We start from the raw sequence: 18,761 nt of genomic DNA on the forward strand, positions 1-18,761 counted from the left end.
CAACGGTTTAGGTGCGAGTAGTGATTTACTGACACCACATCAACTCTACCAGTCACTGGGAAGAACAAAAGAAGAGCGGTGTAATGTTTATCGAGATATGTTTCAGTATCAGGTAGATGATAAATTATTAGAAGATATTCGTTTAACGGCAAATAAAGGGTTGGCGTTAGGAAATGATAAATTCAAAGAGCAAATAGCGTTACTAACAGGACAACGGCAAACTGAACTAAAGCGCGGAAGAAAAGAGGGTTGGCGTAACCATTGTGATGATGAATAGTCGTATTGATTTAATTTTACTCTGACCCCAATTATTCTAGAAGTAAAAAATGACATTAAAATAAAATCTATTATGGATGTTGTTAAATATCCTATTAATTATTTAAAAGCTGAGTTTTTTGATGATCATTCTAATATGGATAGCAAAGAGGTTTGGTTGGAGGTGAGTAGGTGAAGGTTTTATTTCTTAAAGATCTCAATTTAACTTTTGATTTAATATCATGTCTGGGTGTTTTTTTTGGAATGGTTTTGTATAAAAACTTCCTTGAGGGTGAAAATAAGTGGTTAGCTGTTATAGTTATTATTTTTTTTGTTTTTCTATATGCTATTAACTTTTTATATGTGTTTTTTTGTAATTTATTATCCTTTTTTTTAAAAGGTTTTTTGGGAGGATATAAGGTTGATGTTTTTTATTTTCTATCAGTTTTTCCTCCGATTTTTGGAGTTCCGGAACTATTTTTTCCGCTAGTTTTTTTTCATATAATTTACTGGGAGGTTAGGTGGCGAAGAAGTTTATAGAAGAGTTTAAGGATAACTGGATAATTGGGGGCGAGCTTATTAGTCCATATATGGACGCTCCGGCTAAAATGCTTATGATCGATCAGAATTAGTCGATGATTTAGGGGCATTGTTCAAGGGGTCATCTAATGATTTGGGAGCTTTCACTGACATAGAAATAGAAGTTGAAAGTACACCTCCTCTTCAAGATCTTGTGCCACAGGCTGTACAGGTGCATATATATGGGGTGAACTTATAGGAGATCACGGTAAAATGGATAGTAGTAACTCTTGGTCTGATATAAATAGGGAAGTAAATGGTGAATAATTTATATATTTTAAAAATATGGTTTTTTTCTTTATTTTTGTCCGCACAGATTTATTTGCGATAATTGGGGTCGATAATTGGGGTCGATAATTGGGGTCAGAGTAAAATTAAACTAACTCTCTAGAGAATCCTTCTTCGTGCTATCCTTTTTTATACTCAAAGTATGAGAGGAAGGAGTCTCCATGCCACGTCGTTCGAGAGTTTCTATTCCAGGTTATGCCGAGCATATCATCCAGTGTGGTAATAACCGCCAGCCCATTTTTGCCTGCGATGAAGACATGAAAGCCTATGCTTATTGGCTTGGTGAATACGCTAAAAAGTTTGAAGTGTCGATATGTCCCCCCCCCGAAAATTAATATCAGCCCAAATTCGAATTTTCGGAGGGGATTATCCCTTGATAGACCTTTATCTCTGATAAGGCAGCTCTTTCAAAGAGCTTATTTGCGCTTTACTGAGATAGAATCGTTTATTTAAAAGAGATAGACGCCAAGATGCGGCGTTCGCCTTCAAACGGTTGGCGAGCATGCAATACCGTATGGTTATTGATCCATAGTACGTCGCCTGACTGCCATTTAAAGTTCACACATAATTCGTCCATGGCTTTAACGAGCTGTGCAAGCGCGTCTGCGTCCATTGGCTCACCATCTGCTGTGGTGACGGCTTTTTCTCCTTGATTGCGGGAATCGTTCCAGCCGGTGAATACCGCCACAATGGAGTTAAAGAAGGTTTTTTGTTGGGTTTCATCATCAAAGCGAATGCCTGGCAACACGCGAGTTTCTGTGCGCACATCGCCATTGTCTAACCATTGCCAATCCATACCGGCTTCGCGCATTTTTTCTTCTGCTTCCTCGCGAGTAGCAACGTGGAAGGTGTCTTTCCAAGAGCGCCCTATGGCAGAAGTGTTGTCAGTGATTTCTGGCATCACGCGAACATAGCGCACGCCTTGTTCCTCGACTTTTTTGGCAAAATCTGGCGCGATCTCAAAAAACTTTTTACAGATTTCGCCAGAGTGCAGAATAGACGTCGCACCGCCTTTTGCGGCTGAGGTTTCGCAGTAAAAGAAAATGTAGCCTGGAGGCGTTGGTACTTGCGCCATTTCGTGGTGAAAGGGAATTGTCTCTGATGCAGGCGACTCGTTGGCAGTCACTATGCGCGATGCGGTAACCTGAGCACGGGGCGCAGCGCCACCTACGTAAGGCATGTTCTGGTAGTTTGTTTGATCGAGCATCTTCTCGAATTCGTCGGAGTTTTCGACTGGAAAACCACGGAATAGTACCGCGCCGTGTTTAATTAATAAGTCATGCAGCTCAGCTTTGTTGTCTTCAACCCAGTTGAAAAAAGTTGTTTTATTGCTTTGAACATCCGCATTGTGAGGCGTTACTAGCAATGGAAAATCCAACCCATTTACTTGTTTTTGTTCTTCTAGTTTGGAAATTACCACACTCATATTTACTCCCGATTTAGGTCATGGTGTTGTCATAGACTCATATATTGATGTGTATCAATGGTGAATGAATTTAATTTACTCTAATCATATGAGCTTTAAAAGTAAATCAATAGTAAATGAATTTTCTTTGTGAAACGCCTTAATAATTCATTACTTATTGATTTGCTTGATTTTGTTTTGTGGAATTAATTTACGCGAAAGCGTAACCGGAATCTGTGATGGTGACTGCTTGACCGGTTTGTGCCGAGTGTTGAGCGGCTAAACCTATCACGACTGCTTTCAAACCATCTTCTATCGTGACGTCTACTGGCGCCTTTTCTGTGATGGCTTTGAAGAAGCCTAGGTGTTGGTAGAAAGTAGAGCCATTATGATCGCCCGCATCGAGTAACGTCGGATCTACTGAAATATCTGATTCGATTGGGCCTTTTGGATCACGTGGGCTAAGAACCACTTTCGGAATTGGGGCTGCGCCTAGGGTGTCTGTTGGCCAGAAGCGTCCTGGCCCAGGCACGAAACATTCCAGTTTGGCTTGCGGGCCAATGGCGCAGATTTCTTCTTGATAACGGGAGCCTTCTGCAAACATGTTGAGATCCAAGCAGGCGCGTTGGCCATTTTCAAAGTCCACTACGACAAAAGCATTGTCGATGATGTCTGGTACTTCTCCGTTATAACGCTCTTCCAGATGGTTGTAATCTTGCCCAGTGGAGGCGTAAACGCGTTTTACTTCTCCTTGCATTAATAGGCGCATCAGATCAAAAAAGTGACAGCATTTTTCGACTAAAGTGCCACCGGTTTGGTGATTAAAACGGTTCCAATCATTCACCTTTTCTAGAAATGGGAAACGATGCTCACGAATGTTAAGCATTTTTAGGTCGCCAATATCCCCTTCTAAAAGTTGTTTACGAAACTGAGCAACCGGAGGCATGTAGCGGTACTCCATGGCAACCCATACAGGCGCAGGGTGTTTGGCTGCGGCATCGCGAATTTTAGCCACTTGGCTAATATCACTGACTACGGGTTTTTCTACCAAGATAGGTAGAGTGGTGCGCTCAAATAGCTCAAGTAATTGATCGGCGTGTTGGTAATTGGGGGTGGCGATGACAAGGGCTTCGAGACTGAGGTCAGCGTTAAGCATGTCATCCAGATTGTTGAAAAACTCCGCATCAGGTACGAGCTCTGCGCAGCGTTTTTGCATGTCTTGATTGGGTTCAGTGATCGCGACCACCTGAGCGCCATCGATCAAGGCTAAGTTTCTGAGGTGTTCTTGCCCCATCATTCCACAGCCTAGGATGCCATATCGTACCGACTTGCCCATTTTTTCTAACCTCTTGTTTTTATTAAATGTTAGTGCCACCGAGCAACGTAACGACATTTGGCCGGGTTATACCACGTAAACGAAAACTCTTCGATAACGCCTTCGTTTGACCAACTTCTACGATGCACCTTTGGCATAGTTGTTTCTGGAGCCAACTCCAGGTTATCCGTCACCCACTTAGGTGCGGGGGCACAATCCACTTCGTCTTCCACTCGGCTGATCCAAAAGGAAAAGTGATCCCGATAGTGAAGGTAAAGTGACTCGTGCAAATCTTTGGGTTTGAGACTTGGTGCATGAGCATGTTTAAACCAAATCTGTTCCATGGCGACCAGTTCACGATTGAGATAGCGAGCGCGTTTGATACACCAAAGCTTGCCATCTGCTTCGACATTTAACTGCTGTTTTACAAACTCATCCTCATCAACTGTGATAGACAAAATATCAGCCGTTGGCACACCACCACCTGATAAGGTTTCTAGGTGGAAAAACTGATAAATAGCGCGACCGCCAGGCGCGCGTTTAACATAGTTACCTGAGCCTTGGCGACGCTCTAAAAAACCATCTTCTTCAAGCTTCTTTAATGCCTTACGAAGGGTGCCAATGGCCACGCCTAATTTGGCAGCAAGCTCGGCTTCGATAGGCAGTCGGTCGCCCGGTAACCAATGTCCCGCTGCAATCTCGCGATTCAATAATTCGCTAATTTGGATATAGAGCGGTAACTGTTTAGTGTTATTTTTCTTTTCCACTTTTTCACCTAATCCTGCGCAATGTGTATCCTTATCTTACAAGTCAAACGAGCAAATGTAAGTAGCTAAACTGCTCTAACTGACTGACTTCGCAGAGTATGCGCTCACCAAGCCAAGCAAGGTTTGGAAAGAGGAAAGAAATATTTGAGAAAATTCATTCACTATTGATTTACATCATAAGAATACACTGTTAGTGTAAATATACAACCTCTCGTAATGGCAGCGGTTTTGACCAGCTGCCATTACGAGGAGTACAAAATAAAAACAAAAATTCTGAGCGTCCTATGGCAGCCAGTAGCGCTCAAAATTCGGAGAGAAAAACAATGCGAATGGTTCAAATTGGCAAATCTGACCTTGAGTTTAGCCGTTTAGTGTACGGTGTTTGGCGTTTAGCAGACGCTAGTGATGTGTCCCTCGCCCATGTCAGACAGAAGATTGACCTATGCCTTTCGCAAGGCATTACCACCTTCGACCACGCAGATATCTATGGCGATTACGAATGTGAAAAACTATTCGGTCAAGCCTTAGCCCAAGACCCTAGCTTGCGTTCTAAAATGCAGCTTATTTCAAAATGTGACATTGCCCTGATGTCAGAAAAATTCCCTGATCGTCGAGTGAAGTTTTACGACACCAGTGCTGAATACGTTACAGCCAGTGTTGAACAGAGCCTTAACAATCTTCACACGGACTATCTCGACTTATTATTGATCCACCGTCCTGATCCCCTGATGAATGCCGCCGAAACTGGCGCGGCGTTAGATGCTTTAATTGATAACGGTAAAGTTCGCGCGGTGGGCGTGTCTAACTTTGACGTTTGGGATTGGCGTTTACTGCAAGCCAATATGCGTCATCCGCTGGTGGTTAACCAAGTGGAATTAAGCCTACTGCAGCGAGATGCTTTTACCAATGGTAGCTTGAGTGCCATGCAGTTAGATCAACTTACGCCTATGGCATGGTCGCCTTTAGGTGGCGGTGCCTTGTTTGCTGATACGCCTGAAACTCGCCGTTTGTCACCTTTGTTTGAACGTTTGGCAAAAGAGCAGGGGGCATCTTCTGATCATGTGGCTCTAGCTTGGTTATTAGCGCATCCAGCTAACATCTTGCCTGTAGTAGGAACCAATAATCCTGAGCGTATCAAAGATCTTTCAAATATCTTGGATATTCAAATTGACCGCGAAACTTGGTTTGAACTTTGGACCGCGGCAGCCGGACATGAAGTCCCTTAAACGATAATAGACGATAATAATAACAATAGGTTTTTGAGGGAGTAACACATGGCCATTCTTAGAATGCTAGTGTCCTGCTTTACCGCCATCAATATGCTGCTCAACCGCATCGGGCGAAACATCGCTTGGGTGTTGGTGACATTGATGATCAGTGTGATTTTGCTGCAAGTCTTCTGTCGTTATGTGCTGGGCAATGCCCTGCCGTGGCCAGAAGAAGCGGCGCGTGCTTTGATGATTTGGATGATGGCCGTGGTGGCTGGAGAAGCTTACCGACGTGGTTCATTCGTTGCTATTGATATGTTCTTAAGCGCGTTACCTGAACGAGCGTCAAGTGTACTGAAATTGATCTTGTTGCTGGTCGCAGGGGCCGTGCTGGTGAAATTAACTTTTTTGGGTATCGATTTCTTTGATCGAGGTTTCCGTTCTCGAGCAGCGTCGATTCATATTTCTCGGGCGTGGATTTACCTCGCAATGCCAGTGTGTTTTTTCACTATGTTGTTGGCAAACATCGAGTTATGTCTGCGGGAAATTGGCTGCTTGCTCGGCCATAAGCATTTTGCCCTGCCCACGGAAGTTCGTGCGGATGCCCCCGCCGAATAGTCAGGTCGCAGTTTGACGGCGCTTATTTAGAACAATAATAACAAGAGACGCACATTATGTTAGCTCTGTTTTTACCTTTATTTTTAATCTTGCTGTTGATCGGTATGCCGGTGTTTTTCGCCATGTTGGCAGCACCCGGTGCCATGCTTTATGTGACGGGCATGGAGCGAGACATTTCTTTGCTGTTCCGAAATATTTATAATGGCATTGATTCCTTTCCTTTGATGGCCATTCCATTCTTCATGTTGGCCGGTGAGCTAATGAACCGTGGTGGCATCACCATGAATTTAGTGCAGTTCTCACAAGCGTTTATCGGTCATGTGCGTGGTGGTTTGGCTCATGTAAATGTGCTTTCCAGTATGTTGTTTGCGGGCCTCTCAGGCTCGGCGGTAGCGGATACCTCTGCCATTGGCTCCATGATGATTCCTGCCATGGAGAAGAATGGCTACAGCCGTAAGTTCGCTGCTGCGATTACCGCGGCGTCTTCTGTCATTGGCCCGATTATTCCGCCGTCTGGCATTATGATTATTTATGCTTATACCATGGAAGTGTCTGTGGCCGCTTTGTTTGCGGCGGGTATTGTGCCGGGCATCATGGTTGGTGGCGGTTTGATGATCATGATCGCGCTGATGGCGAAGAAATATGATTTCCCTGTGGCTGGCCCTAAATCCACTTGGCAGCAGCGCGGCACAGCGACGCGTAATGCGATTTTTCCGCTGTTTGCCCCTGTGATCATCTTGGGAGGCATCATAGGGGGGATTTTTACGCCAACCGAAGCCTCTGCCATTGCAACCGCTTATGCCTTGATCATCAGTGTTTGGGTGATGAAAACCGTTAAATTGAGAGATCTGCCAGACATTTTCATCAAGGGCGCACAAGCTTCGGCTGTGGTGCTCTTGTTGGTTGGCTCTGCCATTGCCTTTAAGACAGTGGTGAGCTTGTCCCACAGTGCTGAAATCTTGGCTGACTGGGTACTGACCATCAGTGAGAATCCATTGATGCTGCTGTTCTTGATTAACCTACTGTTATTTGTGGTGGGTATGTTCTTAGATGCAGGCCCAGCCATTATTATCTTAGGGCCAATCTTAGGACCAATTTTTATCAACTTAGGCATCGACCCAGTACATTTCGCCATCATCATGAGTGTTAACTTGACCGTAGGGCTGGCGACACCGCCCATGGGGCTAGTCTTGTTCGTGGCGTCCAGTGTGTCTGGCGAGCGCATCGAAACCATTTCCAAGGCGATCTTGCCCTTCTTAGCCGTGGAGGTCTTAGTGATCTTCTTGGTGACCTTTTTCCCATCTCTATCCATGACCTTACCGCGCATGCTCGGGCTGGTGGCTGGATAGGTGCAAACGCAAAGCAAAACCATTAAAGAGGACTGTTACATGTTCACGAAAAAAAAAATAAATAGTGTAATTGCCGCGACGTTAATCGGTGCTGGAGTCATGTTAAGTGGCTTGGCACAAGCAGCGGATTTTAATCTGCGCGCCGTAGCAAACTCCAACGAGAACGATGAAGACTATGATGGCTTAGTGGTCTTTAAGGACTTTGTAGAATCCCATTCAAACGGCAAAATCGCCGTGGATATCTTCATGGGAACCCAGCTTTGTGGCAATGGTGTTGAGTGTCTTGAAGCGGTTGAGTACGGTTCGGTGGATATTTATATTTCCACCTCAGGCGGTGCTTCAGCCATGTATCCATACGTACAGGTGCTGGATTTGCCTTATGTATTGCGTGATGACCGTGTTGCGGAAGAAGTGTTCACTGGGGACTTCACTCGTCAGCTTCGTGAGCAAATCTTAGCCGATTCAGGAGACACGGTTCGCTTGATGACCATTGGTAACACAGGTGGCTGGCGTAACTTTGCTAACACTAAGCGCACAGTGAAAACACCTGAAGACCTAGAAGGTTTGAAAATTCGTACCGTAGTGTCTGATCTACCACAGGAACTGGTGCGTTCGTTAGGCGCGAGTCCAACGCCAATTCCATGGGGTGACTTGTTTACCTCATTCCAAACAGGCGTAGTAGAAGGCTCTAAAAACGGCATCACTGACATTATGGGCATGAAGTTTACCGATGCAGGCTTAAAACACGTGACTCTAGACGGCCACGCTTATATGTCAGCTTTGTGGTACATGAACAATGAGGTCTTTATGGATATGCCAGAAGACTTGCGTCGCGTAGTGGTCGATGGCTTCTCCGCTCTGCAGCAAGCCACTTTTGCTTCGCCGAAACGTAAGTCTATTGCTGCATACCAAGCCTTCAATGAAGCGGGTGGCGAACTATACGTGCCTTCTCCTGCAGAGAAACAGCAGTTCGCTAAAGCCGCTGAACCAGTTTACGCTTGGTTCCAAGAAAACATCCAAGACGGCGAAAAGTGGTACAAGCGACTTAATGACGCCGCGAAAGCCGCTGAACAAAAAATCCAAGCGGAATATGACGCGGATTTGAAATAAGCCCTAGGGCGACTCTAATCAAAGGGACGGAACTCTCCGTCCCTTTCCTCTCTTACTGCTGAATGAACGGATATGGGTACGTCATGTTTAACCCAGTGAAAACCTTTGCGCCTAATGTCCCCGGAATCATGCTTGCCATGGTCATGGGGCTGTCTGCTGCCTTCCTAAGTGAGCACTATGGTGCTCCGGTTATGCTGATGGCTTTGCTACTGGGAATGAGTTTTAACTTCATGTCTGATTCGGAAAAAACCGGTCAAGGGCTAGAGTTCAGCGCAACGTCATTACTACGCATTGGGGTAGCCTTACTTGGGGCTCGTATCACTATTAGTTCATTAACGGACTTCGGCTGGCCGACTCTCCTGCTGACGGCGGCTTTGATTTTAAGCGTGATTATGACTGGTGTGTTGGCAGGTCGACTGCTGAAACTACCGAAAAATCAAAACACCAACCGCTCTGTGGTGTTTACCATAGTCGGGATTACCGCGATGAGTACCGCGGCCATGATAGTCTATCCCATGTTTGCCAACTGGCTGGGATTAGACGAACGCCAAACAGGCTTCTTCCTTGGTGCCACTATCCATGATGTGGCTCAAGTAGTGGGGGCTGGCTACGGGGTATCTGACTATGCTGGCGACAATGCTACCGTGGTGAAACTGTTTCGTGTGGCTATGTTAGCTCCTATCGTATTTGTTTTAGCGCTTATGTTGGCTCGTAAAAACAAAGGGCAGGGGGCTGCAATGAGGTTCCCTATTCCACCATTTTTACTTGTTTTTATTGCTCTGGTTGTCATGAATACGATGAACTGGCTTCCTGCGCTGATGGTGAATATTTTGGCGGATTTATCTCGCTGGAGTTTGGTGTTTGCTATTGCTGCCATTGGCATGCGTACACAGCTTAATAAGCTCAAAGAAGTGGGTATGGCCCCTCTCGTTCTATTGGTAAGCGAGACCATTTTTATGGCCTTGTGTGGTGCGCTTTTAGCCTATTATTTTGTTTAAGTGGGGAGCGCAACAAGGGCACTTTAATGCCTAATTTTTAAAGACATTTTATCTTAAGTTAAATGGCGTAATGACTTGAACTTGAGATGGGGGGAGAAAGGTTTTTGGTTTTTGTCTATGAAACTGCAATAGATGTAGCAAGGTATGGTATGCATCAATGGCGAGGTCATGACTGAGTACCATGTTTATTTTTTCTTCTGCTAGTAGTTGTCTATTTTCTCGGTCTAGATCATGACCTATGAACAGGTCTAGAGGGCGATTAAGTTGTTGAAACGCCTCGACAATGGCACGATTTCCGCCACCGACACTGTATATCGCGTTTAAATTAGGCTGTGCTTTTAGCGTGTCTTTGATGAGCGCTAGGGTATGATCGTAAATGCCGAAACCACCGCTAATGGTCAGACTAGTGATTGCTGGGGCCCGTTCTTTAATCCACATACGAAACCCTAATTCTCTTTCCTCCTCTCCTTGAAAGCGTTCACTGCTTAGCACCACACCAACTAAAGAGTGGCTTCTAAGAGCAAGATGACTCAAATAAGCGGCGGTTCTTCCTGCCATAACATTGTCTATACCAACATAGGCAATACGTTGGCTTTGCGGGACGTCAGTGACCAGGGTAATGACGGGTATTCTATTTTCTGAGAGTTGGTTAATGGTCTGCTGAATAATGGGTTCATTGGCGGCTTTTAGGATGACACCTTGGCTGCCATTACACATGGCTTGTTGCATCAGTGATTGGATTTCTGTTAAGGAAATCTCTTCAAAGAGGTGAAACCGCATATGAATTCGGAATGGTCCAAGGTTACCAATTTGAGAGTTGATGGCCTCTTGTACCGCCAAGCTAAAGCGCTTTGGGGCATGCATTATGACATCAAAATGGAAGGTTTGACCGACGGCAAGACTATAAGCCTCCTGTATTTCTAGTTCTTTAATGGCTTGTTGCACGCGTTTTTGCGTTTGATGGTGAACATGATTTCGCCCATGTAAAACCCGGTCTACTGTTGCTTTACTGACGCCTGCCTGAGTTGCAATTTGTTTTACTGAGAATTTTTTCATGCTTTCTTGAGGTCTTTTTGAGGTCTTTTTGTGCTTTTTTGAGTCAATCTAGATGCTAGCATCAATTGTGTTGAACGCAAGCGAGAGGTGAGCTGTTCGATAAAGGCTTTCTAAAAAATAATCATTAGAAGAGGAAACCGTGCAACAGGAAAAGGCATAGTTGATGAGTTGCATCGTATTCAAGTGAGACGTCCGTTATGAATTATCAAAATAAAACCTATCTAGGCCTTCAATCTCATGACATCGAGTTATTACGAAAGGTCGTGAGTAGAAAAACCGATCTGGCTAAATACCCTTTTGCAGCAGGTGTGAAAGAGCAAGTGCTTATTTACCAAGCCGATGTTTTGACAAAGGCTGCAAAACAAAACCGTCAGCAAATTATGTCGGAGCTACATCATGCTTTAAGCTCAGGGCCCGGTGTGTTTGTCATAAAGCAGGCGATGACAAATATTGCTGTGATTGATGAACAGACGTCCATTTATCAAACACTATTAGAAAGTGAATCCTCGACACTTGGGGGGGCGGATCATTTTGCGGCAGCGGGAGCAAACGGTAGAATTTGGAATGCCCTGCAAAAATGCGCTTTGTATGATCCGAAAAGTTATGTGTCTTATTATTCCAATGAATTAATTGGCTTGGCTGCAGAAGCTTGGTTGGGGCCTGGGTGGCAGCTAACTTCGCAAGTGAATAGCGTGCCTCCTGGCAGCCAAGCGCAACAGGTCCATCGAGATTATCACCTAGGCTTTCAAAGTAATGAAACCGTTCAGGCCTATCCAAAAATAGTTCATTTCTTATCTGGCTATTTAACATTGCAAGGTGCTGTAGCTCATACTGATATGCCGATTGAAACGGGTCCAACTCTGTTATTACCCTATTCACAGCAATATGAGGCTGGTTATTTAGCGTATCGAGAACAAGACGTTAAACAATTCTTTGAAACGCATGCGGTTCAATTGCCTTTAGAAAAAGGCGATATGTTATTTTTTAATCCTGCTTTGTTTCATGCAGCGGGAAGCAACATAACAGATGATAAACACAGGGTAGCGAATTTACTGCAAATCTCTTCGGCATTTGGGCGGGCAATGGAAGCAGTGGATAGAAATAGCATGATGCTGGCGATTTATCCTGCTCTTTTATCAGCCTGGCATGCTAAGCAGTTAACCTTGTCTGAGGTTCAAGCGGTGATTCAAGCGACAGCAGAAGGCTATGCTTTCCCAACTAATTTGGACCAAGATCCTCCTTTAAATGGCTTGTCCCCTGAGACTTTTCAACAACTGATGTTGCACGCGATAACGGCAGATTGGTCAGTAGAAAAGTTTGATAAGAGCGTACGGCTGAAAGCTCAACAGCGCATGGGATGAGTATTATTCTAGTCGAGGTTAGCTAAGGGGGGTGATCCATTGAGATGTGCCGTATTAAAATCTTTTTCGGTAGTCGGTGGGGGTTAACCCCATAATTTTCACAAACACTTTACGACAAGCGCTGCTGTCTAGGTAGCCGACTTGATAAGCAATGGATTCAAATGGTTGGCGAGTACTTTCAAGTAGATTGCAAGCCATTTGGATACGGAGTCGTTGTAGATATTGGTTTGGAGTGAGTCGAGTTGCTTTGACAAAACGGCGCAGCAAGGTGCGTTCTGTTAAGTTGCTATGTTGCGCTAGTGCTTTTATTGATACGTCTTCTGAGTAATGGAGTGCAAGCCATTGTTGTGCTTGGATCACCACTTGATCACCATGACTGAAAGAGGGCGAGAATTGTTGATAGAAGCTTTGTTCTCGAGACATGGTGTCGATGACAAGTGTCTTGCCTATTTGTCTGCGGACAAAGGGCGATGAGTATTTCGTAATCAGTGCCAGTCCTAAATCCAACCATGACATTACTCCGCCAGCACTGATGATGTCGCCATGATCAATTAAGATCTGCTGGACATCAATTGCTTGATCTGGGAATTGCTGACGGAAAGCGTCTTCAAATGACCAGTGAGTGGTGACAGTGCGATGACCTAGTAAACCCGTTGCGGCTAAGGTGAATGCGCCAACGCAGACGGAAGCAAGAATGCTACCTTGTTGGTGTTGATGGACTAACCATTGGATTAAGTGTTCATCAGTTGGCTCGCTTTGGCCAGCCATACAAGGTGGTAAAATAATGATGTCATAGGCTTTTTCGTCTGTTCGTTGGTCTGTGACTAGGCTCGGAGAAAACCTTGTGTTGAGCTGATGCTCTTCACAAATTCGGTTGGCTAGCAGGAATAATTCTTCTAATCCATACACCGCTGATTTTAGCGCCACTGAGTGCTGGCAAATGCCGATTTGAATGTGTGTCATATTGGGTTGTCTTTTTTTGCCTTAAAACTGTCATTTTTGACTCTAAGTGAATGCAGAGCATTTTGCCATACTCTTGTCTCTTTTAAACACGACTGGAGACGCATCATGGCGAACACAGCATTATTGGTTATTGATCTACAAAATGATTATTTCCCAGGTGGGCATTACCCCTTATGGCAGGCGGAAGAGACATTGCAAAAGGTTCAAGCTGCGATGACGAAAGCACAACAACAAGGGATGCCAATCATTTTTATTCAGCATGTGGTTAAGGCTGAAAAAGGCATTGCGCCTTTTTTTAATGAAGGAACAAAAGGCGTTGAGGTTCATTCGGCATTAACGGATTTGCTCGACTCATCACACTTAGTCATTAAGCATTATGCCGACAGTTTCGAGCAGACCAATCTGCAAAGTTTGTTGAGTGATCTGCACGTCGAATCCATCCTTTTGTGTGGCATGATGACACAAAACTGTGTCACTCATACTGCCTTGTCTAAAGCAGCTGAACCCTACCAGGTGTCTGTTATTGCTGAAGCTTGTACCACGGTTGATGAAATGATCCACAATATTGCATTGAATGGGCTGTCTTCCCGAGTGTCTTTGTTGTCTCTGGATCAAGCTTTCTCTGTCAACCCTGTATCGTGAATTGAATCAAGGTATTGCGGAGGAGGAGATGTAGACGAATCGTCCGCAGTACAAAGCAAAAGCCAGTTTCGATTCTTAATGGCAGGCCAGTGTCTTGGTTGGCTGGGTGAGATTTTTTTGAAGCGCCTTCTTTTGTTGGTGTCTACAGACCGTGAGATAACCCTATGGGATATCAGAAGAAGTGACGTTAGTAAGTGATACACTTGGGCAACGGAATCACAATTCAACCACAGAATAAGGTACGTAACCCATAATGTCCGAATCTAAACAGGTTAATCAATTTGATATTCAGCTAGGTCAAAAACATCTTATTGTACAACGGCGGTATGAAGCGATCGGCGCTCTCAATGATTTATTGATTGGTATTTGGTTTCTTATTGGCAGCTTTTTCTTTTTGAGTGATGCCTTAGTTGAGGATGGCACTTGGTTGTTTATTTTAGGCAGTGCCCAACTCTTGATCAAACCCGCCATTAAATTAGTAAGTTTGCTTCATATTGGGCGAATTCATCCGCAATTACGGTCAGGTTCACCTTTCAAAAAGTAAAAATAATAGTGCATCGAGTGCTCAGTACTCGATTGTTTTTCTTTTCTTATTTGTTCTCCGAGCAAGCTAACAGTGTGTTTGTAAAACGCCAATTCCAGTGCCATAAAATACTTGTTTCAAAGGTGATAAATGACACTTTTTTGTGCGAAACTTTGCCAAAAATGTGGCTTTAGCAAGCGCTTTGTCTGGCATTACATGGCATTTTTCAGATCATGTTTCATTTCAAATAGTCATATTAGCCGTAATTTTTATCTGACCGATTGGTGAGTTTTTGACAGCTAAATTATTGAATAATAAGGATTTTATTAATTTTTATGATGGTTGTAAAAAGTATCAAAGTGATGATTAGGACGCTAAATATCTGAATTTTGAACGAATTATTCCATCTTTTAATTTTTTTGCAATTTTTGTTCTATTTTCTATAGCTTTTTTTTCTTAGTTGGCTAAACTAGATATTAACTTTTGGTGTGACTACCAAGGTTAACGGCGAATGCTATTTGCCGTCCAACTACTATCCTAAGAGGAGCTAGAGAATGAAAAAAATAATAAAAGGTCTATTGGCTACTTCAGCTGGGTTATGCTCCAGTATCGCTTTATCAGCCAACATCATTGTGGTTTCACATGGACAAGCGAACGATCCGTTCTGGTCTGTGGTGAAGAATGGTGTGGAAATGGCAGCAGAGCACACTGGCGCAGACGTTGATTACCGTGCCCCTGAGACCTTTGATATGGTCGCTATGTCACAGTTAATTGATGCAGCAGTGAACCAAGAACCAGACGGTTTGGTGGTGTCTATCCCTGATGCAGATGCATTAGGACCCTCTATTCGTCGTGCTGTGAATGCAGGTATTCCTGTTATTTCCATTAACGCAGGTTCAGATGTTTCCAAATCTCTTGGTGCTTTATTACACATCGGTCAAGAAGAGTACGATGCAGGTAAAGTCGCGGGTGAGAAACTAAAAGCAATGGGCGGCAAAAAAGGTATTTGTGTTAACCAAGAAGTGGGTAACGTATCCCTAGACCAACGCTGTGCCGGTTTCACAGAAGGTTTTGGTGGTAATGTGGCCATTCTACCAACGACGAATGATCCCTCCGAAATAGAGTCTAAAGTTCGTGCCGCATTGGATTCTAACCCAGACGTAGACACTATCATGGCATTGGGTGCTTCTACAGCGGGTGAACCAACGGTTGCGGCAGTGAAATCTCTTGGCCTATCAGGTGATGTGAGAGTCGCGTCTTTTGATCTTTCGGCAGACTTCCTAAAAGCCATTGTAGATGGCGATGCAACCTTTGCGATTGACCAGCAACAATTTTTGCAAGGTTACATGGCGGTTGACTTCCTAGCACTTAACGCTGACTACGGCTTAATGCCTGGTGGTAACGTACCCTCTGGTCCAAACCTGATTACAGCGGAAAAAGCCGCGCAAGTAATCGACCTATCTGCGAAAGGTATTCGCTAATACTTCTATAAAATCAGGAAGGCCGAAAGGCCTTCCTATTTCACACCCTAATGTATTCCGTTTCAGTTTTACTGAATGCGTTCCGGAGGATTTATGTCACTAGAGAATGACTCGACAGTTGATGAGCGATTGAAGGAAGAAAGCCGCGTAGCTCGTCTAATGAAAAGACCTGAGCTTGGTGCCGTGGCGGGAGCTTTACTTGTTGCCATCTTTTTTATGTTTACCGCTGATGGCTCTATGTTCACCTTATCTGGGATCATAAACATTCTATCGCCAGCAGCTCAATTAGGTATCTTGGCTATTGCTGCCGCCTTACTGATGATAGGCGGTGAGTTCGACCTTTCTATCGGTTCTATGGTGGCATTTGCCGGTTTAGTTTTCGGTTTTTGTGTGGTCAATTTTGATTTGCCTTTGATTTTAGCCATTCCAATTACCTTAATTTTCTGTGCTGGTGTAGGTGCGGTTAATGGACAAATTGTTCTTCGAACTGGCTTACCATCTTTTATCGTGACACTGGCTTTTCTCTTTATTCTACGTGGTTTGTCGCTAGTTGGCTTGAAAGCGGCAACAGGTGGCTCTACTCAACTTCGCGGTGTGCGTGATGCGGTAGAAGGTGATCCATTAGCGCCTTTCTTTAGTGGCGATGCCTTCCAAGGTTTCTTCCAATGGGCTGCTTCTATGGGTTGGATTGACACTTTCCGCAGCGGTTTGCCAAAAGTGCCAGGTATACCTGTAGAGATTATTTGGTTCATCGTTTTAGCTGGTGTGGCAACGTACGTTCTGCTTAAAACCCCTGCTGGTAACTGGATCTTTGCTGCGGGTGGTGACAAAACAGCTGCCTCTAACTCTGGTGTGCCAGTTCGTAAAGTGAAAATTGCATTGTTTATGCTAACGGCTTCTTGTGCCGCATTGCTTGCTATTACTCAAGTACTGGACGCAGGTAGTACCGATGCTCGTCGTGGTTTTATGAAAGAGTTTGAAGCCATTATTGCCGCGGTAATTGGTGGCTGCTTATTAACCGGTGGTTACGGCTCGGCAATTGGTGCCTTCTTTGGCTCTATTATCTTCGGTATGGTGGTGATTGGTTTGACTTACACCAATATCGACCAAGATTGGTTCCAAGTATTCCTAGGGTCAATGTTGTTGTTGGCGGTTATTTTCAATAACGCTATTCGTAAACGTGTGACAGGGGAGCGCTAATATGTCTGAATCAATTCTTCATATGGATAACATTGAAAAGCATTTTGGTAATGTCATTGCGTTAAACGGTGTTAGTTTTGATGTTAAACCTGGTGAATGTCATTGTTTGTTAGGTGATAACGGGGCAGGTAAGTCGACCTTCATTAAAACCATGTCAGGTGTTTACCGCCCTAGCCAAGGACAAATCTACATGGGTGGCAAACCAGTACAATTCGGTAGCCCTCGTGATGCTATGGCGGCGGGTATTGCCTGTGTGTATCAAGATCTAGCGATGATTCCGCTGATGTCGGTAGCACGTAACTTCTTCATGGGACGTGAGCCAACAAAAGGTAAGTTTCTTTGGAAACGATTCGATACTGAGCACGCTGATGAAATCACCATGACCGAAATGAAAAAAATGGGGATCAACTTACGCAGCGCTGATCAAGCCGTAGGTACATTGTCGGGTGGTGAGCGTCAAACCGTTGCCATCGCTCGTGCTGTGTATTTTGGTGCAAAAGTATTGATTCTCGATGAGCCGACTTCTGCGCTAGGGGTACGTCAAACCTCTAATGTGTTGGCGACCATAGACAAAGTACGTGAACAGGGCGTCGGTGTGGTATTCATTAGTCACAACGTTCGACATGCTTTGGCCGTGGGAGATCGCTTTACGGTGCTAAATCGAGGTCAAACCTTAGGAACTGCAGCACGTGGTGAAATCACTTCTGATGAGCTGCAAGATTTAATGGCGGGTGGCCAAGAGCTGGCGCAATTAGAAGGGTCTTTAGGCGGTACAATCTAAGGTGATTGTGTTTTCCGCAAGTAAAAAGGGCATCTGTTGATGCCCTTTTTTGTGCTTTTCGTTTTCGTACGTTTTGCTGTTCGAGCTATCCGTTTTTAACCAATGATAATAGCTTTGCGGCTTCCGCTTGATTAATGCTATGACCCAGTTGCGCAATAGTCTGTAATGAGGTGTCTGCGCCTAAGGCGTTGAGTGCTTGGTAAGCCTCTCTAGCATATTGCACATGGATGACTTCATCTGCTTCCCCATGGAAAAAAGCAATTTGAGTTTGTGGCGGGGCGATTTGCGGTAAGGCGGCAAAACGTCCAGATAAAGAGATGACTCTGGACGCCAGAATAGGTTCAGCAAGTTGCGTCGTTGATAGGGACATAATGGCCCCTTGAGAAAAACCAATTAAACTGGTGTTCTGAAAAGGCATTTGATATTTGGTTTGCCAAGATTGCACACAATCAATAAAGGAAGGTAAGGCTGCAGTAACTCTTTCCAGACGATTTTCCTCCGTCACGCCTCGTACGGAGAACCATTGGAGCCCTTGTCCTAAATCTGATGCTTGTGGGGCGACCACAGACACAACAGCAGCATTAGGTTGATGTTCGGCAATCAGTTTACCAAGCGGCTCCATACTCAGAGGAGATGCGCCAACGCCGTGAAATAATAAAAACAAGTGTGATGGGGATGAGGGGCTTTGAATTACGATGGAAGTCATGTTTATTTTTCCTTAAAGAATAAGGTCACTCTAAAAGTTATCCCATATTAAATAAATGGTCGTTTTTGAAAGGCTTTATTTCTTTTTAAGGAATAGTTTGTTGTCAGTTTATGGAATAGGCTGACGTTAAGGAAAATACGAATAACAGGCTTTTAT

At 44.4% G+C, this 18,761-nt stretch carries 19 protein-coding genes; 13 read left to right on the top strand and 6 right to left on the bottom strand.

Annotated features, from left to right (window positions below; genetic code table 11):
• Positions 1-97 precede the first annotated feature (97 nt).
• Together DFP76_RS18255 and DFP76_RS08725 are read left to right on the top strand one after the other, a co-directional pair.
• Entirely contained in the window at positions 98-277 is a 180-nt protein-coding gene (locus tag DFP76_RS18255) for a hypothetical protein (RefSeq protein ID WP_245931907.1), read from the top strand.
• Positions 278-1,283: 1,006 nt separating this feature from the next.
• Positions 1,284-1,457 carry a hypothetical protein gene (locus tag DFP76_RS08725; protein WP_181799809.1) on the top strand — a complete coding sequence of 58 codons (174 nt, stop codon included), beginning with the start codon at positions 1,284-1,286 and terminating at the stop codon, positions 1,455-1,457.
• Positions 1,458-1,567: 110 nt separating this feature from the next.
• On the opposite strand, the gene DFP76_RS08730 is transcribed toward DFP76_RS08725, so the two are convergent.
• The 3 genes from DFP76_RS08730 to DFP76_RS08740 form a co-directional block, all read right to left on the bottom strand.
• On the bottom strand, positions 1,568-2,548 hold the full coding sequence (locus tag DFP76_RS08730) for a TauD/TfdA family dioxygenase (RefSeq protein ID WP_113874259.1): 981 nt from the start codon (positions 2,546-2,548) through the stop codon (positions 1,568-1,570).
• A 190-nt stretch (positions 2,549-2,738) separates the two neighbouring features.
• Entirely contained in the window at positions 2,739-3,863 is a 1,125-nt protein-coding gene (locus DFP76_RS08735; protein WP_113874260.1) for a Gfo/Idh/MocA family protein, read from the bottom strand.
• A gap of 29 nt (positions 3,864-3,892) precedes the next feature.
• A complete protein-coding gene (locus DFP76_RS08740; protein ID WP_113874261.1) occupies positions 3,893-4,609 on the bottom strand; it encodes a GntR family transcriptional regulator in 717 nt (238 codons plus the stop codon).
• A gap of 323 nt (positions 4,610-4,932) precedes the next feature.
• Here DFP76_RS08740 and DFP76_RS08745 point away from each other — a divergent pair, with 323 nt between their 5' ends.
• The 5 genes from DFP76_RS08745 (at position 4,933) to DFP76_RS08765 (ending at position 9,892) form a co-directional block, all read left to right on the top strand.
• The gene (locus DFP76_RS08745) at positions 4,933-5,835 is read left to right on the top strand and encodes an aldo/keto reductase (protein WP_113874500.1); all 903 of its coding nucleotides are present in this window, start codon (positions 4,933-4,935) and stop codon (positions 5,833-5,835) included.
• Between the two features lie 48 nt (positions 5,836-5,883).
• Positions 5,884-6,435, top strand: a complete 552-nt coding sequence (locus tag DFP76_RS08750) for a TRAP transporter small permease (protein ID WP_113874262.1) — start codon at positions 5,884-5,886, stop codon at positions 6,433-6,435.
• 56 nt (positions 6,436-6,491) lie between these two features.
• Positions 6,492-7,784 carry a TRAP transporter large permease gene (locus tag DFP76_RS08755; RefSeq protein WP_113874263.1) on the top strand — a complete coding sequence of 431 codons (1,293 nt, stop codon included), beginning with the start codon at positions 6,492-6,494 and terminating at the stop codon, positions 7,782-7,784.
• A gap of 39 nt (positions 7,785-7,823) precedes the next feature.
• Complete coding sequence (locus tag DFP76_RS08760) at positions 7,824-8,894, top strand: TRAP transporter substrate-binding protein (protein ID WP_113874501.1); 1,071 nt, start codon at positions 7,824-7,826, stop codon at positions 8,892-8,894.
• An 83-nt stretch (positions 8,895-8,977) separates the two neighbouring features.
• Positions 8,978-9,892, top strand: a complete 915-nt coding sequence (locus tag DFP76_RS08765; protein ID WP_181799810.1) for a YeiH family protein — start codon at positions 8,978-8,980, stop codon at positions 9,890-9,892.
• A gap of 48 nt (positions 9,893-9,940) precedes the next feature.
• On the opposite strand, the gene DFP76_RS08770 is transcribed toward DFP76_RS08765, so the two are convergent.
• Entirely contained in the window at positions 9,941-10,948 is a 1,008-nt protein-coding gene (locus tag DFP76_RS08770; RefSeq protein WP_113874265.1) for a LacI family DNA-binding transcriptional regulator, read from the bottom strand.
• A 197-nt stretch (positions 10,949-11,145) separates the two neighbouring features.
• Between DFP76_RS08770 and DFP76_RS08775 the strand changes: the two genes are divergently transcribed.
• Positions 11,146-12,309: a phytanoyl-CoA dioxygenase family protein gene (locus DFP76_RS08775; protein ID WP_113874266.1), complete on the top strand. Its 1,164-nt coding sequence runs from the start codon at positions 11,146-11,148 to the stop codon at positions 12,307-12,309.
• A gap of 54 nt (positions 12,310-12,363) precedes the next feature.
• Here DFP76_RS08775 and DFP76_RS08780 read toward each other — a convergent pair whose 3' ends face one another.
• The gene (locus DFP76_RS08780) at positions 12,364-13,272 is read right to left on the bottom strand and encodes a GlxA family transcriptional regulator (protein ID WP_113874267.1); all 909 of its coding nucleotides are present in this window, start codon (positions 13,270-13,272) and stop codon (positions 12,364-12,366) included.
• Between the two features lie 105 nt (positions 13,273-13,377).
• Here DFP76_RS08780 and DFP76_RS08785 point away from each other — a divergent pair, with 105 nt between their 5' ends.
• The 5 genes from DFP76_RS08785 to DFP76_RS08805 all read left to right on the top strand — a co-directional run bounded on the left by DFP76_RS08785 (position 13,378) and on the right by DFP76_RS08805 (position 17,899).
• The gene (locus DFP76_RS08785) at positions 13,378-13,914 is read left to right on the top strand and encodes a cysteine hydrolase family protein (protein WP_113874268.1); all 537 of its coding nucleotides are present in this window, start codon (positions 13,378-13,380) and stop codon (positions 13,912-13,914) included.
• A 253-nt stretch (positions 13,915-14,167) separates the two neighbouring features.
• Positions 14,168-14,458 (top strand): YrhK family protein, encoded by a 291-nt coding sequence (locus DFP76_RS08790; RefSeq protein WP_113874269.1) that lies wholly within the window; start codon positions 14,168-14,170, stop codon positions 14,456-14,458.
• Between the two features lie 533 nt (positions 14,459-14,991).
• Positions 14,992-15,918: a sugar ABC transporter substrate-binding protein gene (locus DFP76_RS08795; protein WP_113874270.1), complete on the top strand. Its 927-nt coding sequence runs from the start codon at positions 14,992-14,994 to the stop codon at positions 15,916-15,918.
• A gap of 93 nt (positions 15,919-16,011) precedes the next feature.
• A complete protein-coding gene (locus DFP76_RS08800) occupies positions 16,012-17,118 on the top strand; it encodes an ABC transporter permease (protein WP_113874271.1) in 1,107 nt (368 codons plus the stop codon).
• Position 17,119: 1 nt separating this feature from the next.
• The gene (locus tag DFP76_RS08805; RefSeq protein ID WP_113874272.1) at positions 17,120-17,899 is read left to right on the top strand and encodes an ATP-binding cassette domain-containing protein; all 780 of its coding nucleotides are present in this window, start codon (positions 17,120-17,122) and stop codon (positions 17,897-17,899) included.
• An 85-nt stretch (positions 17,900-17,984) separates the two neighbouring features.
• Here the strand turns inward: DFP76_RS08805 and ypfH are convergent, their stop codons facing one another.
• Positions 17,985-18,605, bottom strand: coding sequence for an esterase (ypfH, locus tag DFP76_RS08810; protein WP_113874273.1), 621 nt, complete (start codon positions 18,603-18,605; stop codon positions 17,985-17,987).
• Positions 18,606-18,761 lie beyond the last annotated feature (156 nt).

The sequence above is a fragment of the Marinomonas aquiplantarum genome (assembly GCF_003314975.1).
In the GTDB taxonomy this organism is placed as follows: domain Bacteria; phylum Pseudomonadota; class Gammaproteobacteria; order Pseudomonadales; family Marinomonadaceae; genus Marinomonas; species Marinomonas aquiplantarum.

Bases quoted from the DNA above. Each gene is read 5' to 3' on its own strand.
- DFP76_RS18255 (WP_245931907.1), top strand. From the start codon at position 98: ATGTTTCAGTATCAGGTAGATGATAAATTATTAGAAGATATTCGTTTA.
- DFP76_RS08725 (WP_181799809.1), top strand. From the start codon at position 1,284: ATGCCACGTCGTTCGAGAGTTTCTATTCCAGGTTATGCCGAGCATATC.
- DFP76_RS08730 (WP_113874259.1), bottom strand. From the start codon at position 2,548: ATGAGTGTGGTAATTTCCAAACTAGAAGAACAAAAACAAGTAAATGGG.
- DFP76_RS08735 (WP_113874260.1), bottom strand. From the start codon at position 3,863: ATGGGCAAGTCGGTACGATATGGCATCCTAGGCTGTGGAATGATGGGG.
- DFP76_RS08745 (WP_113874500.1), top strand. From the start codon at position 4,933: ATGCGAATGGTTCAAATTGGCAAATCTGACCTTGAGTTTAGCCGTTTA.
- DFP76_RS08750 (WP_113874262.1), top strand. From the start codon at position 5,884: ATGGCCATTCTTAGAATGCTAGTGTCCTGCTTTACCGCCATCAATATG.
- DFP76_RS08755 (WP_113874263.1), top strand. From the start codon at position 6,492: ATGTTAGCTCTGTTTTTACCTTTATTTTTAATCTTGCTGTTGATCGGT.
- DFP76_RS08760 (WP_113874501.1), top strand. From the start codon at position 7,824: ATGTTCACGAAAAAAAAAATAAATAGTGTAATTGCCGCGACGTTAATC.
- DFP76_RS08765 (WP_181799810.1), top strand. From the start codon at position 8,978: ATGTTTAACCCAGTGAAAACCTTTGCGCCTAATGTCCCCGGAATCATG.
- DFP76_RS08770 (WP_113874265.1), bottom strand. From the start codon at position 10,948: ATGAAAAAATTCTCAGTAAAACAAATTGCAACTCAGGCAGGCGTCAGT.
- DFP76_RS08775 (WP_113874266.1), top strand. From the start codon at position 11,146: ATGAATTATCAAAATAAAACCTATCTAGGCCTTCAATCTCATGACATC.
- DFP76_RS08780 (WP_113874267.1), bottom strand. From the start codon at position 13,272: ATGACACACATTCAAATCGGCATTTGCCAGCACTCAGTGGCGCTAAAA.
- DFP76_RS08785 (WP_113874268.1), top strand. From the start codon at position 13,378: ATGGCGAACACAGCATTATTGGTTATTGATCTACAAAATGATTATTTC.
- DFP76_RS08790 (WP_113874269.1), top strand. From the start codon at position 14,168: ATGTCCGAATCTAAACAGGTTAATCAATTTGATATTCAGCTAGGTCAA.
- DFP76_RS08795 (WP_113874270.1), top strand. From the start codon at position 14,992: ATGAAAAAAATAATAAAAGGTCTATTGGCTACTTCAGCTGGGTTATGC.
- DFP76_RS08800 (WP_113874271.1), top strand. From the start codon at position 16,012: ATGTCACTAGAGAATGACTCGACAGTTGATGAGCGATTGAAGGAAGAA.
- DFP76_RS08805 (WP_113874272.1), top strand. From the start codon at position 17,120: ATGTCTGAATCAATTCTTCATATGGATAACATTGAAAAGCATTTTGGT.
- ypfH (WP_113874273.1), bottom strand. From the start codon at position 18,605: ATGACTTCCATCGTAATTCAAAGCCCCTCATCCCCATCACACTTGTTT.